Annotated in this window: 12 protein-coding genes and 1 pseudogene; 5 read left to right on the forward strand and 8 right to left on the reverse strand. The window is 69.5% G+C overall.

What is annotated here, in order from left to right:
- Positions 1 to 124: 124 nt before the first annotated feature.
- The 4 genes from ACIA8G_RS04000 to ACIA8G_RS04015 form a co-directional block, all read right to left on the reverse strand.
- On the reverse strand, positions 125 to 586 hold the full coding sequence (locus tag ACIA8G_RS04000) for a hypothetical protein (RefSeq protein ID WP_396416748.1): 462 nt from the start codon (positions 584 to 586) through the stop codon (positions 125 to 127).
- A gap of 49 nt (positions 587 to 635) precedes the next feature.
- A complete protein-coding gene (locus ACIA8G_RS04005) occupies positions 636 to 4,178 on the reverse strand; it encodes a helix-turn-helix domain-containing protein (protein WP_396416749.1) in 3,543 nt (1,180 codons plus the stop codon).
- A gap of 79 nt (positions 4,179 to 4,257) precedes the next feature.
- A complete protein-coding gene (locus tag ACIA8G_RS04010) occupies positions 4,258 to 5,373 on the reverse strand; it encodes an ArgE/DapE family deacylase (protein ID WP_396416750.1) in 1,116 nt (371 codons plus the stop codon).
- Positions 5,373 to 6,368 carry a pyridoxal-phosphate dependent enzyme gene (locus tag ACIA8G_RS04015; protein WP_396416751.1) on the reverse strand — a complete coding sequence of 332 codons (996 nt, stop codon included), beginning with the start codon at positions 6,366 to 6,368 and terminating at the stop codon, positions 5,373 to 5,375. Before ACIA8G_RS04015 ends, ACIA8G_RS04010 begins: the two co-directional genes overlap by 1 nt.
- Before the next feature lie 97 nt (positions 6,369 to 6,465).
- Here ACIA8G_RS04015 and ACIA8G_RS04020 point away from each other — a divergent pair, with 97 nt between their 5' ends.
- The 5 genes from ACIA8G_RS04020 to ACIA8G_RS04040 all read left to right on the forward strand — a co-directional run bounded on the left by ACIA8G_RS04020 (position 6,466) and on the right by ACIA8G_RS04040 (position 11,353).
- Complete coding sequence (locus ACIA8G_RS04020; RefSeq protein WP_396416752.1) at positions 6,466 to 6,702, forward strand: hypothetical protein; 237 nt, start codon at positions 6,466 to 6,468, stop codon at positions 6,700 to 6,702.
- Between the two features lie 32 nt (positions 6,703 to 6,734).
- Positions 6,735 to 7,325: a TetR family transcriptional regulator gene (locus ACIA8G_RS04025; protein WP_396416753.1), complete on the forward strand. Its 591-nt coding sequence runs from the start codon at positions 6,735 to 6,737 to the stop codon at positions 7,323 to 7,325.
- The gene (locus tag ACIA8G_RS04030) at positions 7,315 to 7,788 is read left to right on the forward strand and encodes a DUF6653 family protein (protein ID WP_396416754.1); all 474 of its coding nucleotides are present in this window, start codon (positions 7,315 to 7,317) and stop codon (positions 7,786 to 7,788) included. The genes ACIA8G_RS04025 and ACIA8G_RS04030 overlap by 11 nt, the downstream gene beginning before the upstream one ends.
- Before the next feature lie 58 nt (positions 7,789 to 7,846).
- The gene (gene ligA / locus ACIA8G_RS04035) at positions 7,847 to 9,838 is read left to right on the forward strand and encodes an NAD-dependent DNA ligase LigA (RefSeq protein ID WP_396416755.1); all 1,992 of its coding nucleotides are present in this window, start codon (positions 7,847 to 7,849) and stop codon (positions 9,836 to 9,838) included.
- 384 nt (positions 9,839 to 10,222) lie between these two features.
- On the forward strand, positions 10,223 to 11,353 hold the full coding sequence (locus ACIA8G_RS04040) for a DUF222 domain-containing protein (protein ID WP_396416756.1): 1,131 nt from the start codon (positions 10,223 to 10,225) through the stop codon (positions 11,351 to 11,353).
- 276 nt (positions 11,354 to 11,629) lie between these two features.
- On the opposite strand, the gene ACIA8G_RS04045 is transcribed toward ACIA8G_RS04040, so the two are convergent.
- From ACIA8G_RS04045 to ACIA8G_RS04060, 4 genes and pseudogenes are all read right to left on the reverse strand, one after another.
- A complete protein-coding gene (locus ACIA8G_RS04045; RefSeq protein ID WP_396416757.1) occupies positions 11,630 to 12,403 on the reverse strand; it encodes a GNAT family N-acetyltransferase in 774 nt (257 codons plus the stop codon).
- On the reverse strand, positions 12,400 to 14,196 hold the full coding sequence (locus tag ACIA8G_RS04050) for an ArnT family glycosyltransferase (RefSeq protein ID WP_396416758.1): 1,797 nt from the start codon (positions 14,194 to 14,196) through the stop codon (positions 12,400 to 12,402). The genes ACIA8G_RS04045 and ACIA8G_RS04050 overlap by 4 nt, the downstream gene beginning before the upstream one ends.
- 8 nt (positions 14,197 to 14,204) lie before the next feature.
- A pseudogene (locus ACIA8G_RS04055) lies at positions 14,205 to 14,933 on the reverse strand (dolichyl-phosphate beta-glucosyltransferase); the annotation flags it as partial.
- On the reverse strand, positions 14,930 to 16,648 hold the full coding sequence (locus tag ACIA8G_RS04060; RefSeq protein WP_396416759.1) for an ArnT family glycosyltransferase: 1,719 nt from the start codon (positions 16,646 to 16,648) through the stop codon (positions 14,930 to 14,932). The pseudogene ACIA8G_RS04055 and the gene ACIA8G_RS04060, both read right to left, overlap by 4 nt.
- Position 16,649: the final 1 nt, after the last annotated feature.

Genomic DNA, 16,649 nt, shown 5'->3' on the forward strand with positions numbered 1-16,649 from the left:
TCTTCAGTTCGCGTTGGTCGATCGTGAAGAACCGCATTCCGATAGACCTGGGTTGTGGTTAGCGGAGTGGGGTTGAGGTTTGCCGGGGTGGATCTACCGCGCTCGTCGTGTTGATCCAGGGCAGCTACTTGATCACGTGGAAATTCGGGTGGGCGTACCACGCTGCCATCGCCGGTGCGTCGAGGTAGACGTAGTCGTCGACCCGGATGCAGCGGCCCGCGTTCTCCAGGTACCCGAGCAAGTCCGCGGACGGCGGAGTCCGGAACTCGACCAGGACCCAGCCCTCGGTCCGCTCCGCGACGCGCTGCGCCAGCCTGCCCAGGACAGGCCGACCTTCGAGGTTGCTGACGAAGATGTGCAACCCGATGTCGCAACGCATCGCCTTGCCGGCGACCCGCTCGATGAGATCCAGTTCCGCCGGATCGGTCTCACTGTCCGGTCGATCGAGGGAGTAGCCGTAGGGCCGTCCATCAGCGGAGTACCAGTTCTCCGGGCTGGCGGCATCCCGCTCGATGCCTTCGGCCGTCATCTCCGCCACCACGACCGGCTCGACACGATCAGCGGTGTACGGGGTCAGGACGCTCAACGTTGTTCCACCCACGGCGAGGATTAGACAACGCCGAACCTGTCGCCGCTCAAGCAGGGCAGATCGGGACGCGGCCGACATCGGGGAAGTACCGGTTCCAGTCCTGTTCGGACAGTGCAGGAAACGCCGTCGAGCAAACCCGTTCAGCAGCATGCTCGGCATCGGCCTCCCACACCCGAACCGTCCGATCACCACCAGCACTGAGCAACGTGCGGCCGTCCGAGGAGAACGCCAGCGCATAAACCCGCTCGCCGTGCCCGGCCAGCGTGGCAAGCGGAGTGTGGTCGGCAAGGCGCCACAGCCGCACCTCCTGATCGGCGCTCGCGCTGGCGAGTGTGCGGCTGTCCGGAGAGAACGCGACGGCGTGCACGGTGTCGGTGTGCCCGGTCAGTTCGGTCGTGCGGGTGCCGGTGGTGAGGTCCCAGACGCGCACGACGTAGTCGGTGCTCCCGGTGGCGAGCAGCTTGCCGTCCGGACTGAAAGCGACCGACTTGATGGCGTGGGTGTGGCCGGTCAGGTGGGTCACGACCTGGCGCGATCCGACGTCCCAGATCCTGGCGCTGAAGTCGCCGGACCCGCTGGCCAGGCGGCGGCCGTCCGGGCTGAAGGCGAGGGTCTGCACCGAGTCCGCGTGACCGGACAGGGTGCCGAGGGAGGCACCGGTCTTCGCGTCCCACAGGATGATCGCGCGGTCGGTGCTGCCGGTGGCGATCGTGGTGCCGTCCGGGCTGACGGCCATGGCGTTCACCGCGTCGGTGTGGCCGGCTAGCGCGGGCAGTGGCCGCGGGGTCGCGGGATCGATGATGTCCCAGCGGTGCACGCGGTGGTCGGCGCTCGCGGCCAGCAGGACCTTGCCGTCCGGGCTGAACGCGACGGAGTTCACGGCGTCACCAGGTCCGGTGAGCACGGTGAGCAGCCTGCCGTCCTGCCACAGCCGGACTTCGCGGTCGTAGCTGCCGGTGGCGACGAGCTTCCCGGACGTGGCGACGGCGTAGACGGAGTCGCTGTGCGCCTGCAGGAGGCCACCGGGCAGGTCCCACAGCCGGACGGTGTGATCGTCGCTCGCGGTCGCCAGCGCGCCGCCGGCGAACGTGGCCGCGACGACCGGCGCGGTGTGGCCGGTGAGCACCAGCGGGTCGGCGGGCTTGGCTAGGTCCCACACGCGGACGGTGCGGTCGACACCAGTGCTCGCGAGCCGGCCGTCCGCGCTGAACGCCAGCCCGCGCACGGCATCCGTGTGCCCGGACAGCACGCGCGGTTCGCCACCGCCGACGGGTGACAGCCGCACCACGCGGTCCTGGCCTGCCGTGGCCACCGTCTGGCCGTCTGGGCTGAACGCGACGGCCTGCACCGCGCCGGTGTGGCCGGGCAGCGGGCGGGCATTGCCGTTGAGGTCCCACAGTCGTGCGGTGCCGTCCCAGGAGCCCGTGACGAGCTGGTCGGCGGCCGGGTTGAAGGCCAGCGAGACAACGGCGTCGCTGTGCGGCAGGACCGCTACCTCGCGCATGTCGGTGAGATCCCACAGGCGGACGGTCCGGTCCTTGCCCGCGGTGGCGAGGAGCTTGCTGTTCCGGTCGAAAGCCACGGCGTTGACGAGATCGGCGTGGGTCAGCGTCGCGAGCACGTTGCCGGTGGTGGTGTCCCACAATCGGGCCGTGCGGTCCCATCCGGCGGTCGCGAGCACCGTGCCGTCGGAGTTGAACGCGACGTGCACGACGCTCTCGGTGTGGGCGGTGAGGGTGGACAGCTCACGCGGGTGGTGCGGGTCGGCGATGTCGATCAGCCGCACCGTGCGGTCGTGGCTGGCGCTGGCGATCAGCTGCCGTGCGGAGGAGTACGCGACGGCGTTGACGTGGCCGCGGTGGCCCGTCAGCCGGGTGGCGTAGAACGGCGTGAACGAGCTGAGCAGCTGGCTGCGCGCCTCGGGCGTGGGGGAGAGCCGGTACGCCGCGAGCGCGAGCTGAGCCGCCAGGGCCGGGTCGGCGCCACGCAGCCGTTGGACGTCCTGGGCGACCTTCTGCGAGAGCGCGGTGTTGCGTTGCCGGGTCGCCTCGGAACTGGCCTGCAGAGCGGTGATGCCGACCGCGGTCGTCGCCACGAGCAGCACGCTCAGGAGTGCGACGCCGACCCGGAGTCTTCGCCGGTCCTTGCGAGTCGCGGCGAGCTCCGCCGACTCCATCGTGAGGCTCGCGGTGAGGAACTCGCTTTCGCGGACGGTGAGCGGGTTGGGCGGGCGCCAGTCGCGGAACGACGCAAGGCGCGCACCCCGGATGAGCGCGCCGGGATCGCGGTCCAGCGACTCCCACACGGCCGCTGACTCGGCCAGGTCGCGGTGGGCGCGCAGGCCGTCCCGGTCGGCCGCCAGCCACTCGCGCAGCCGTGGCCAGCAGCGGATCAGCGCCTCGTGGGTGATCTCGACGCGCTCCTGGTCGACGGTCACCAGCCGGTGCGTGGTCAACGCTTCCAGCACCAGCACGGCGTCCGGGTCGTCGTCCAGCTCGTTGCGGCAGATCCGCCGTTTGGTGTCCTCCGTGCCGTCACCGACCGCGGTGAGCCGGATGAACAACGAGCGGACGAGCTCCTGCTGCCGTTCGGTGAACCGGGCGAACACCGACTCGGCCGTTCGGGTCAGCGCGCCCTCGAACCCGCCTGCGGCCCGGAAACCCTGCAGCGTCAACGTGTTGCCCTTGCGCCGGTGCCACGTTTCCAACAGCGCGTGCGAGAGCAACGGCAGCGCACCGGCTTGTTCGGCGCAGTTCGCCACCAACTCGGCGACCAGCGCGGTCTCGACCGCGTGCCCGGTCCGGCGGGCGGGCTGGATGATCGCGGCCCGCAGTTCGTCGGTGGACATCGGGCCGACGGTGACCTGGGCGTCGCCCATGGCCTCGACGAGCGCGGGGAAGTCCGTGCAGTGCCCGTAGAAGTCGGCCCGCACCCCGAGCACGACCTTGCGCCCGGTCAGCAGATCGACGAAGCGCCGCCGCACGTCGCGGTCCTCGCAGAGCGTGAAGATCTCCTCGAACTGGTCGACCACGAACACCGTGTCGGACTTGGCGTTCGCGATGACCCTGGCGCACTCGTCAAGCGGGCGCGGGCCCGGCGTGAACAGCACCGCGCGGTTTCCCAGCCGCGGCATGAGTCCGGCTCTGAGCAACGACGACTTGCCCGCACCGGAGGCGCCGACGACCACGACGACGCGGTGCTGGGAGACCCGCTCGGCCAGGTCGCCGACGAGCCGGTCGCGGCCGAAGAACCGGTCGGCGTCCTCCGGCTGGAACGCGGCGAGCCCGGTGTACGGCGAGCCGGTTTCCGGTTCCTGCTCCGGTTCTTCCGCCGCGGACGTCGCGTACCAGCGGCGTTCCCACTCCTCCTCGGATCCGCCGCACGCGCGCACGTAGGCCAGAGTGACCTGCAACGTCGGCAGTTTGCGCCCGCCGGCGGCCTGTGACAGGGCCGCCTCCGAGTAGTGCGTCAGTGAGCTCAGCTCGCGGTAGGTGGGCCTGCCCGCTTTCTCCCGCAACGATCTGAGCTCACGCGCGAACGTCAGCACCGCTGTGTCGCCCGAGTCGAGCGGGCGTTCCTTGCGTGGCATCCCTCTGGTCCCCCTGCGATCGAACTGCCAGCGGGGCAAAGGTAGCCGGGCGCGGTCTCGTCCGGCTGTCTCGGTTCTCTCAGCCGCAGAAACCGGTGATCGTCCTCGTCAGGACGTCGGTGAGCCGGTCGAGGGAGGCGAGGTCGACGTACTCGGTGGCGGCGTGGGCGCCAGCGCCGTCGACGCCGAACAGCACGCCCGGGATGCCGGCCGCGTCGAGCAGGGCGCAGTCGGTCCAGAACGGCTCGGCCCTGATGATCGGTGGTGCGCCGAGGTTCTCGATGAGCGTGCGGACGATCTCGGACTGCGGATCGGCTTCGAATGGTTCCCGGGACAGGCCTCGGGTGAGCGTGGCGCGGAAGTCAGGGACGGTGGCGGTGAGGTGGTCGAGCACGGCGGCGAGTTCTGCTTCGACGCTCTCGGGGGTCTCGCCGGGGACCGTGCGGCGTTCGAGCGTGATGCGGCAGCTCGACGGGTAGGTGGAGGCCTCCTCGCCGCCGCTGATCAGCGAGGCGTGGACGGTGCCGGTGCCCAGGAGGTGGTGCTCGTGCTTGAGGCGCTGGCCGAGTTGTTCCAGTGCCACCAGGAAGTGGCCGGCCTTGGCGATCGCGTCGACACCCAGCTCGGGGCGTGAGCCGTGTGCCGCTTTTCCTTCGATCTCCACGTCGAACCAGACGAAACCCTTGTGCGCCAGCGTGACTTCGAGGTGGCTGGGCTCGGTGACGATCGCCGCGTCGGCGGTGAACCTCGTCAGCACCTCCTCGGTGCCGAAGCTGCCGTGCTCCTCGTCGGCGACGCACGCGACGATCACGTCACCGCGCAGCGGTCGTTGGGTGGCTTTCGCCGCGGCGACCATCATGGCCGCGACGCCGCCTTTCATGTCGAACGTGCCGCGGCCGAACATCTTGCCGTCGCGGATCTCCGGCGCGAGCGGATCGCCGTCGTAGCCCGCGGTGCCGACCGTGTCGATGTGTCCGTTGAGCATCAACGATTTTCCGCCGCCGGTGCCTTTTGCGACCGCGACCAGCGAGGGTCTGCCCGGCCGTTGCTCCAGGCGGTGGACCTCGAAGCCGTTGGCGCTGAACCATTCGGCGCAGAAGGCGACGATGGCGGACTCGCCGTTGCCGCCGGGCACGAGGTCGGGATTGACCGAGTCGATCGCGATCAGCTCGGCCAGCAGGTCACGCGGGTTCATCAGGCTCCCTGAGGGTTGGCGGCCTGTCCTTCGGTGCTGATCAGCACGACGGTGCCGAGCGGGCCGAGCTCGTTCTTGATCGCGCGCAGGCCTGCGAGCGGAGCGGCGCCACACGGTCCGGAGTGGACACCCTCGGCGTGGAGATCTCTGATGGCCTGGCCACATTCGGCGTCGGTGATGGCGACCGCGGCGTCCAGGCCGTTGTGCAGGAACGGCCACGCGGTGGCGGACGGGGTGCCGCAGTTCAGTCCCGCCATGATCGTGCTGCCCGTGGGTGTGGTCCTGAGTTCTCCGGCTTCCAGGCTGTGCAGGACGCAGGCGGCGGTGTCGGGTTCGACCGCGAGGAGCCTCGTGCGGGAGTCGCGGCAGCGGTAGTGGGTGATCACTGCCTGGGCGAACGAGCCGACGCCGACCGGGATGACGACGAGGTCCGGTTCTTCCGGCAGCTGCTCGTCGATCTCGGCGCAGAGCGTGCCGTAGCCCTCGACGATCCAGTTCGGAATCTCCTCGTAGCCCGGCCAGCCCATGTCCTGGACGAGGATTCCGTCCGCCTCGTCGGCTCGGCGCACCGCGTCGTCGTACGTGCCGTCGACCACGGTCACCTCGGCCTGCTCGGCTTTGATGGCCTCGATCGCTTGCGGGTGCACGTTGCGTGGAACGAACACGTGCGCCCGTTGCCCGAACATTCGCGCGAAGCGGGCCACCGCGCGGCCGTGATTTCCGTCTGTCGCGGTGGTGATCGTGACCGGTCCTGTCTGGCCGTCGAGGACCCGGTGCACCGCCCAGGACGCGCCGAGAGCCTTGAACGCGGGCAGGCCGAGCCGTTGCGACTCGTCCTTGACGAACAGTCGCTCGACGCCGGTTTCCGTTGCGAGCGCTGGGAGTTCGGTCAACGGGGTGGGCGCGTAGGCGGGGAGTCCCGCGTGGAAGTCCCGCACCTCGCCGGATGCGGGCGGGCATCGCCAGTCGCGGGCGGCCGGTCGCAGGAACGTCATGGGCACAGCGTGATAGTGGCTCCGATCTGCGGTCCAGCGCATGTTTTCGATCTGTATCGGTGGGAGAATTCGACCGATCGCCCGCGAGGAGGTGCCGGTGACCGATGAAGAGCTGATCGTCGAGTTCGCGCTGACGCGCCTCGACAACCCCGGCCTCGACCTCGAGGAGATCGCCGCGCTGGTGGTCCGCCGGGTCGGTCCGGAGCACATGGTCGAGTTCGCGGGCCACACCCTGGCTCATCGTGACGAGCTGCGCGGGGCGTTGTTCCCGGCCGCGGTGGAGCACGTCCTGCGCGTGGTGCTGACCTTGCGGGGGCCGCGCGACGAGCCTTGACGGGCGCTGAACGTTTGTTCAATACTCTGAACATGCGTTCAGACCTGACGGCACGTGCCCGGATCCGGGACGCGGCGCTGGCCCGGTTCGGTGCGGACGGCGTCGCGGGCACGTCGGTGCGTGCGGTCGCGGCCGATGCCGGGGTGTCGGCTGCGTTGGTGCTGCACCACTTCGGTTCCAAGGAAGGGCTGCGGCAGGCGTGCGACGAGTACGTGCTCAGCGCTGATTCGGGCGATCTCGGGGCGTTGGCAGAGCTGCTGGAGGCAGCCACGCCGGTCCGCCGGTATCTCGCGCGGGCGTTGCTGGACGGGACGGAGAGTGCGTCGGCGCTGTTCGACTCGATCGTGGCGCGCACCGAGGAATGGCTCGCCGGGGGAGAGGCCGAGGGGTGGGTGCGGCCGTGTTCGGACGCGCGCGCTCGTGCCGTGACATATGTGTCGTGGTTGTTGGCGCCGTTGGTGCTCGGGCAGCAGGTCGGGCGGTTGCTCGGTGGTGATCCGGCGGAGACCGCTGTGGCCGTGCGGGGTGCACGGGCCGGGCTGGAGATGCTCACGCACGGGCTGTTCGCCGATGACCGGTTCTTGTCCGCTTTCACTGCCGTGGGAGACCAAAATGGACGTTGAGGTGGTGGCCAAGGCGTTCCGGATGGACGACGAGGCCTGGCGCCGGCACGCGAACCCGTGGAGCGTGTGGACCCGGTTCGCGGCGATCCCGGCGATGTTGCTGGCGATCTGGAGCCGCACGTGGATCGGCTGGTGGTGCCTGCTGCCGATCGCGCTGGTGGTGGTGTGGCTGGTGCTGAACGTGAAGGTGTTCCCGCCGGTCGACGAGCCGCGCAGCTGGACGGAGCGGGGCATCTACGGCGAACGGGCGTGGTTGAAGGACCGGGCCGCGGTGCCGCCGGACCACCGCGCCGTGCTGCGGCTCCTGGTGGCGGCGGGTTCCGTCGGGTTCGCGTTGACCATCTGGGGCCTGGTGGCGCTGCAGCTGTGGCCGACCGTGTTCGGTGCGACGCTGGTCGTGGGCGCGCAGCTGTGGCGGATCGACCGGTTCGGGTGGCTCTGGGAGCGCGTGAGCGCGGCTTGAGCGGCGCTCGATCGCGACTGCCCCGGAATTGTCGGTGCCGCCCGGTACCGTCCATCCCATGAGTGCTGGGGACCGGATTCAGGAGCTGGCGGCGCGGATCGTGGAGCTGCGCGACGCGTACTACCAGGGCGCGCCGCTGGTGGCCGACGCGGAGTACGACGTGGTGGAGGACGAACTGCGGTCGTTGATCGCGGCGCACCCCGAGCTGACGCCTGACCCGAACCCGCTCGACTCGGTGGGCGCCCCCGCGGTGCTGCACGCCCCGGTCCGGCACTCCCGGCCGATGCTGTCGCTGGAGAAGGCGAACAAGCCCGAGCAGGTGGAGACCTTCTTCGGCCGGTTCCCCGGCCAGCCCGTGGTGGTCATGCCGAAGCTGGACGGCCTCTCGCTCGCGCTGGTCTACGAGAACGGCCGGCTGGCCCGCGCGGTCACCCGTGGCGACGGCACGACGGGCGACGACGTCACGTTCCTGACGCGCGCGCTGACCGATGGCGTGCCGGACAAGGTGGACGCGCCGGGCCGCGTCGAGGTGCGCGGCGAGTGCGTGATGCTGCGCTCGACCTTCGACGCGTACAACAAGGCGCACCCGGACAAGCCGCTGATCAACCCCCGCAACGCCGCCGCAGGCACGCTGCGCGCCAAGGACCCGAAGGCCGTCGAGGGCAGGCGCATGCAGTTCTTCGCCTTCGACCTCACCACCGAGCCGGAGAGCGCCGACTCCGATCTGGACGCGGGCCTGCGCAAACTGGGCTTCAGCGTCGCCGAGATGCGGCACTGCGACACCGCCGCCGAAGCCCAGGAGGTCATCGGCGAGATCGAACGGCAGCGCAACGACATCGACTACGACCTGGACGGCGCCGTCCTGCGCCTGGCCAACCGCGACGCGTTCGCCGCCGCCGGCACCCGCTCCAGCTCACCGCGCGGCGCCATCGCCTACAAGTTCGCCGCCGAGGAGAAGACGACGGTGCTCCAGGACGTCGTCTGGGACGTCGGCAAGACCGGCAAGATCGCCCCGGTCGCCTGGCTGGAGCCGGTCTTCGTCGGTGGCACCACCGTGACTCGCGCGACCCTGGCCAACCAGGAGGTGATCCGCGCCCGCGGCATCAAGATCGGCGACACCGTCCTGGTCCGCCGAGCCGGCGACGTGATCCCGTTCGTGGCGGGCGTCCTCGACGCCGCCAAGCGCACCGGCGCCGAGCGCGAGATCATCCCGCCCACCGAATGCCCGTCGTGCGCCCAGCCGCTGACCGAACAGGGCAACAGCCGCGAACTGTTCTGCACCAACGCGGTCTGCCCCGCCCAGACCGTGCGCCGCCTCATCCACTGGTCTTCGCGCGCGGCCGCGGACATCGACGCCATCGGCCAGGTGTGGATCGAACGCCTCGCCGAGACCGGCGACCTCGTGAACCCGTCGGACTTCTACACCCTCACCAAGGAACGCCTGCTGGAGTTCGACCGCGTGGGCGAGATCTCCGCGACCCGCATGATCGAGTCGATCGACCGCAGCCGCTCCGTGGGCCTGCGCCGAGCCATGATCGGCCTCTCGATCCCGATGGCCTCCGAAGGCACCGCCGCCCGCCTCTGCCGAGCAGGCTTCGGTTCCCTGGAAGAGGTCGCCGACGCCGGCGTCGAAAAGCTGGTGGCCGTGGAGGACATCGGCCAGAAGGTGGCCGAGTCGATCAACTTCCACCTGTCCCGCCTGCGCCCGGAGATCGACCGCCTCCGCTCACGCGGCGTCTCCCTGGAGGTCCGCGAGGAGGACCTGCCGCCGAAGGTCGTCGCCGGCGCCCCGCTGGAGGGCAAGACCGTCGTGATCACCGGCTCGATCAGCGACCCGCGCTCCGGCGAAAAGGTGACCCGCCCTACTTTCCAGAAGATGTGCGAACGTGCTGGCGCTGCTGCTGCGTCCTCGGTTTCGGCGACTACGGATCTGCTCATCACGGGGGCTGGGGTGGGCGCTAGCAAGCTGACTAAGGCGGAGAAGCTCGGTGTCGAGGTGGTGGATCAGGGGGAGATCTGGAGCAAGCTGATCGCTGCCGGGATCGCGTGAGTTGTTCGTGGGTCAGGGATATCCCATGAGCTGTTTGAAGTTCTCGTAGTTCTTTGCGGCGGCCCCGCCTTGAGATCGCCTGCGGATGCCGGTTCGCGTTGACCTGACGCATCGGTGATGGGAGGGCACGCCTGCGGCGAGCCGGCACATGCCCTCCTTCGTCGGGCGTGTGCCGGAACGAATTTCTGTGGTTGCGTTTCGTGGGTGGTTGCGGGGCGTGGTGTTGTTTCTTTGTTTGGGTTCCGGTTGCGTAGGTGGTTGCTAGTGGTTGCGTGTCGAGAGAGAAGAGCGCGCACGGTGCTTATGGGGTCTGACCTGCTAGTTCGCTCGTGTGGGTGACACCTTCTGGTCTAGTGATCTTGGGCGGGCTAATAGAATTGCGGCATGGAAGTCGTCTCGTTTCTGGACGCTCTCGCGTATCACGACAAACAGATCGCCTATCATCAAGCGCAGCTCATGCGGACCCTCGCCGATTACGCCATTGCGTGTGAGGGTGAGGAATTCTTCGATGCTGAGATCGCCGCTGCGATGCGGTGGACCTCGCGGTGGACCAGTGACCAGGTAGCGATGGCACTCGACCTCGCCAGCAAGCTTCCCTCGACGTTGGATGCCTTGGAGAAGGGCGAGATCGACCTCTACAAGGCGCGCGTGCTCTACGACAAGACCATGCCACTCACGGCCGACTTGGCAGCGCAGGTTGAGGAACGGGTGCTGGTGAAGGCACCGGACCTGACCAGTGCGCAGATGCGGCAGCTCACCAACCGGGTCGTGATGCGGGTTGATCCCGAAGGTCAGAGGGAGCGGGCCGAGCAGCGCAAAGCCCAGCGCTGCATGGGAATCGACGCGCTCGAGGATGACGTGGCGCGGGTGTGGGCGTTCCTGCCCGCGCACCTGGCGACCGCTTGCTATGCCCGTGTCGACGCGATCGCCCGCCAGGTGAAGACGCCGGCCGATCCTCGGACGCTGGACCAGATCCGGGCCGATGTGTTCGCCGACCTGCTGCTGGCGACGCCGGACGGGGCCAGCGCGGTGAAGGTCGAGCTGTACGTCGCCATCTCGGCGGCGACGGTGATGGGCCTGTCCGAGCAGCCCGGTGAACTCGCCGGATATGGCCCGATCACCGCTGATCTGGCGCGTGAGTTGGCTGGGGATTCGACGTGGCGACGGCTGCTGACTGAGCCGGTGACCGGTGCGGCGTTGGAGTTCGGCACCAGCACCTACCGGCCACCGGCCGCGCTGCGCAGGTTCATCTGGGCGCGCGACCGCACCTGCCGCCACCCAGGCTGCATGCGCCCGGCCCAGAAGTCCGAGCTGGACCACACCGAACCGTTCCCACTCGGCGATACGTCCGAGGCCAACATGGGGCCGTTCTGCAAGAGACACCACCGGGTCAAACACCGCACCGCCTGGGAAGTCACCCAGCCGACACCCGGCACGTTCTGCTTCCGCAGCCCAGCAGGAAGGACCTACCGACGCGACCCCGAACCAGTCCTCGGCGACCCGCCGCCGTTCTGAGTGAGTCATCGCACCGCGCGCAGAAGAACTTGATCCGCACCGGCAGGCCAGGCGAGAAGGACGCCCTCAGGCCGGTCGTCGGGGGAGAGTCCGGCCTGAGGGCGAGTGTGAAGGTCGGCGCGGCGGTCGCCTCTCGGCGGTGGGCACAACGCGGCTCCAGCCGAACGGTCTTCCGCGAAGGCGATTCTGGGTGAGCCCGGGGGACACGGACCGCACCGACCGTTCTGTACAACGGCAACAACGGTCCCGGTGTTTCCCGATGATCTGTGGGGTCGCTCACCGCCACACCACTCGAGGCTCAAGGAGGAAACCTGCTCTCCGCAGATTGGACGCACTCACCGATCCCGGACGAGCGGTCGCGACCGCCAGCACGCAGCCGGCTTCAGCCGCAGCGCGGAGTCGGTGGTGCAGCAACCCCGACTGCGCACCCCGTCCCCGATGCGCACGCAAGGTCGAGGCACCCCCGAGTACAGCGACGTCGTCGTGGATCGTCATGGCCGCAGCGCCAAAAGGAGTACCTCGCTGCACGGCCAAGAACCGGTGCATCATCGGGAGCTGGTGCTCCGCGCGGATGAACGCGGCGACCGCTCCGTCCACCTCGTACCCGGCCAGCAACGTGTCCACGAACCTGCCGTCCGAATCGGCGTCGACGATGGTCAGGCCAGGCACCACGGGCGAGGCTTCCAGTCGTTTGACCGCCAGGAGCCGATCTTCTGCCTGCGCGAGCCCGGCCGCCCGCAACGGCCTCATCGCTGCCTCACTGAGCGAGGCCGGTACCACCACCGTCGGCCGGACGTCGCCCCAGATCGGCATGTTCGCCAGGTCGATCGCCGCGCGCACGGTCTCCGCTGTCACCCCGGAGACCGTGGACAGGAAGCTCAACGCTGGGTCCGTGGCCAGCACTGCCAGCACGCCCGCTTGCTCCCACGCGCGGAAGTTGCCTGGCACACCGGCCTCGACCGCCGCCGAGCACGCCCAAGCGGCTCTGCGGTGGAGCGCCCGCTCCGCACGGCTCACGTCCGACGACACCACCTCAGCATGACTGGTCATGCACCGAGGTCGTAGACGGTCTGCCCACCGACGACCGTGGCCGTGAACTCGGACGCGACCCATTCGCCGATCGAGCTGTTGCCGCCACGCCCACCAGCGACGAAGTAGCGCACCTTCCCTTCCGCGACAAGGGCTTTGAACTCCTCCAGCGTGGGCGCGGGATCACTGCCGTTCCAGCCGCCGATCGCGATGACCGGCCGGCCCGACGCGAGCTGGAGCGATGCGGCGCTCTGGGCGCCGACCGTTGCGGCGGCCCACGACGTGTCGGCGCCCTTCAGCAGCTGCACTACCTCGCTGGTCGCCTCGCCGCCTTCCCGCATGCCGCCCTGCGAGGTGCGCGGGCCGGACAACGGGATCGAACCGCTGTGGGTGGTGGCCGCCGTCGCCAGCGAGTAGCCGGAGGTGCCGAGCAGCGCTGCCGCCACCAGCACGCCCGCCAGCCAGCGGCGCGCGCTCAGGCCCAGCAGCAGTGCGAAGACGGCGATGGCGGTCGCGGCCAGCACGGTCCAGCGCAGCCACGGCAACCAGGTCGGCGTGCGGTCCAGCAGGATGAAGCTCCACACGCCGGTCGCCGCGACCATCGCCACCAGCGACATCCGCACCGGGAAGTGGGCACGGCCTTGCCAGAGGCCGCGGCCGGCGACGCCGACCAGTGCGGCGATTCCTGGTGCCAGTGCGACGGTGTAGTAGGGGTGGGTGATACCGCTCATGAAGCTGAACACCAGGCCGCTCACCAGCACCCAGCCGCCCCACAGCACCAGCGCCGCGCGGGTGCGGTCGGTTCGCGGGGCCCGGCGGGTGAACCACAGTCCGGCGACCAGGCCGATCAGGGCCGCGGGCAGCAGCCAGGAGATCTCCGGGCCCATGCTGGCGCCGAACAACCGGCCGATGCCCGTCTCGCCACCGAAACCGATGTTGCCGCCCGTGCCGCCTCCGCCCCGCCCGCCGCCCTCGTTGCCGAAGATGCGGCCCAGGCCGTTGTAGCCGATCGCCAGCTCCCACAACGAGTTGTTGGTCGACCCGCCGATGTACGGGCGGCTGTCCGCCGGCCACAGCTCGACCAGCGCGATGTACCACCCGGCCGAGACGACCAGGCTGACGCCGGCGCCGAGCAGGTGCAAAAGCCGCTTCGGCAACGAGGTTGGTGCGGCGAGCAGGTATGCCAGCGCTAGTGCGGGCAGCACCAGGAATGCCTGCAGCATCTTGGTGAGGAACGCGAAACCGATGGCCGAACCGGCTAGCGCCAGCCACCAGGCGTTCGCGGACTCGATCGCGCGGACCGTGGCGTAGGCGGCCGCGACCATCAGCAGCACCAGCAGCGCGTCCGGCAGGTTGAAGCGGAACATCAGGGTGGCCACCGGCGTCAGCGCGAGGGCCGCGCCGGCGACCAGGCCCGCGCCGGGGCCGGACGTGCGCTTCACCGTTGCGTACAGCAAACCTACGGCTGCCACGCCCTCCAGCGCCTGCGGGGCGAGCACCGACCAGCTGGAGAACCCGAAAGCTTTGGCGAAGAGTCCGCTGACCCAGAGGAAGGCAGGGGGTTTGTCCACGGTGATCACGTTGCCGGGATCGAGGGAGCCGAAGAGCAACGCCTTCCAGCTCTGCGACGCCGCCTGGGTCGCCGCGGCGTAGAACTCGTTGCCGTAGCCGGACGCGGTGAGATTCCACAGGTACAGCACGGCGGTGCCCGCCAGCAGGCCGAGGAATGCGATGCGGTGCAACGCGTTCGGGCTGATCTTCCGGTCGTTGAGTGGCGGTGCCGCGACGGGCGACGGGGTGAGGGTGGCGGTCATGCCGGGACCTTTCGGAGTTCGGTGACCGGCAGAGCCGGCAGCGTGCGGCGCAACCTGGCGATGCCGCGCAGATCAGCCAGGGCGGTGGCGAGGATGTCGACGCTCGAGTCGGGGTCGTCCACCCAGTCGACGGGCACCTCGTGGATGCGCAGGCCCGCGCGTTCGGCGAGCACGAGCAGTTCGGTGTCGAAGAACCAGCCTTCGTCCGCGACGAACGGCAGCAACGCGCGTGCGGTGCGCCTGTGGATCGCCTTGAATCCGCACTGCGCGTCGGTGAAGTGGGTGGCGAGCGTTGCGTGCAGCAGCACGTTGTAGCAGCGGGAGATCACCTCGCGCTTGAGGCCGCGGGTGACCCGCGCGCCGTGGGCGAGCCTGGTGCCGATGGCCAGGTCGGAGTGACCGGACAGCAGCGGCGCGACCAGTGGTGCCAACGCTTTCAGGTCCGTCGACAGGTCGACGTCCATGTAGGCCAGCACCTCCGCGTCCGAGATCGACCAGACCTCCTTCAACGCACCGCCGCGGCCCTTGCGCGGGAGGTACACGTTGCGCACCTGGTCGTGTGTGCGTGCCAGCTCTTCCGCGATCACCGGTGTGCGGTCGGTGCTCGCGTTGTCCGCGATGGTGATGCGGAACGAGTGCGGGAAGAGCGACGGCAGTTCGGCGAGCAGCCGGTCGACGCACCTCGGCAGGTCGCGTTCCTCGTTGTGGACCGGGATCACCACGTCGAGAGTCGTCATGACGCATCCAGTTCGTAGAGAGTGGCACCGCCGACAGTGGTCGCGATGTAGTTCTGGGTGACCCACTCGGCGATCTCGTACGCGGCGTCGCTGCCGCTCTCACCGCGCATCATCTGGGCGGCGGCGTAGTAGTGGATCTGTCCATTTCGGACCATTTCCTGGAACTGGGCCAGAGTCGGCGCTGGGTCCGTGCCGTTGAACCCGCCGAGCGCCATCACCGGCTGCCCGCTCGCGAGTTGCAGCCCGGCCGCGTTGTTGGAGCCGATCGTCGCCGCGACCCACTTGTAACTGCTCGCGTTGTCCTGCAAGAGAGACACGACTTCGGCGGTCGGCGTTGAAGCGCTGAGCAGCCCACCGCCACCGCCGCCCATCCGCCCGCTTGACGGACCGGCGACGGGCAACGCGCCGGTGTGCGGCGTGTTGACGGTGGCGAACGAGTACGTGGTGGGGCCGAGCAACGCGGCGACGAGGGCGATGGGGATGGCGGCGCGCATCGACAGCACCAGCCCCACGGCCGCGATCAGCCCGCCGACCAGCACGATCACCGCCACGGCCGGGGAGAACCCGTTGATCAGCAGGTAGCACTGCAGTGCGCTGACCGCGACCGAGCCGGAAAGCACTGCCGCTGCGATAGGTTCGTCTCTGCGTTCCCAGAGCGCGGTGGCGCCGATGCCGACGATGGCGGCGATCGCGGGCGCGAGTGCCACGGTGTAGTAGGAGTGGATGATCCCGTTCATGAAGCTGAAGACCCCGCCAGTGACGACGAGCCAGCCACCCCACAGCGCGAGCGCCGTGCGGGTGCGGCCGCGCGTCAGCCAGAGGCCGGCGATCAGCAGCACCACGGCGGTCGGCAGCAGCCACGCGATCTGACTGCCCATCTCCGCGCTCAGCAGGCGGCTCCAGCCGGTGCTGTCCCTGCCGCGGCCACCGCCGACGCTGCCGACCTCGTCACCGGTGAGGCGGCCGAGCCCGTTGTAGCCGAGGGCGAGCTCCAGCACGCTGTTCGTCTGCGATCCGCCGATGTACGGCCGGTCGGGCGTCAGCTCGACGGCGACGATCCACCAGCCACCCGCCACGACCATCGCGCCCAGCGCGCCGAACAGGTGCAGGACGCGCTTGCCGACCGAGGCCGGCGCCATGATCAGGTAGACCAGCGCGAACGCGGGCAGCACGAGGAACGCCTGCAGCATCTTGGTGAGGAACCCGAACCCGACGGCCGCCCCGGCCAGCGCCAGCCAGGCCGGGCTCGCGTGCTCGACCGCTCTGGTCACGCAGTAGGCGCCCGCGACCAGCAGCAACACCAGCAGTGCGTCCGGGTTGTTGAAGCGGAACATCAGCACCGCGACCGGGGTCAGTGCCAGCACGGCGCCGGAGATCAGCGCGGCGGCGGGGGAGAACCAGCGGCGCACCGTCGCGTACAGCAGCCACACACTGCCGACGCCCATCAACGCCTGCGGTACCAGGATGCTCCACGCGTTGACGCCGAACAGCCGCGCGGACAGGCCCATCACCCACAGCGAGGCGGGCGTCTTGTCGACGGTGATCGAGTTCGACGCGTCGGTGGAGCCGAAGAACCAGGCCTTCCAGCTCGTCGCACCGGCCTGCGCGGCGGCGGAGTAGTAGGCGTTTGCCCAGCCCGAGTCACCCAGCCGCCACAGGTAAAGCACCGCCGTCGCACCCAGAAGAGCGGCCAGAACCAGGCGTTCTCGTCTCATG

The sequence above is a fragment of the Lentzea sp. NPDC051213 genome, from assembly GCF_044455585.1.
GTDB lineage: Bacteria > Actinomycetota > Actinomycetes > Mycobacteriales > Pseudonocardiaceae > Lentzea.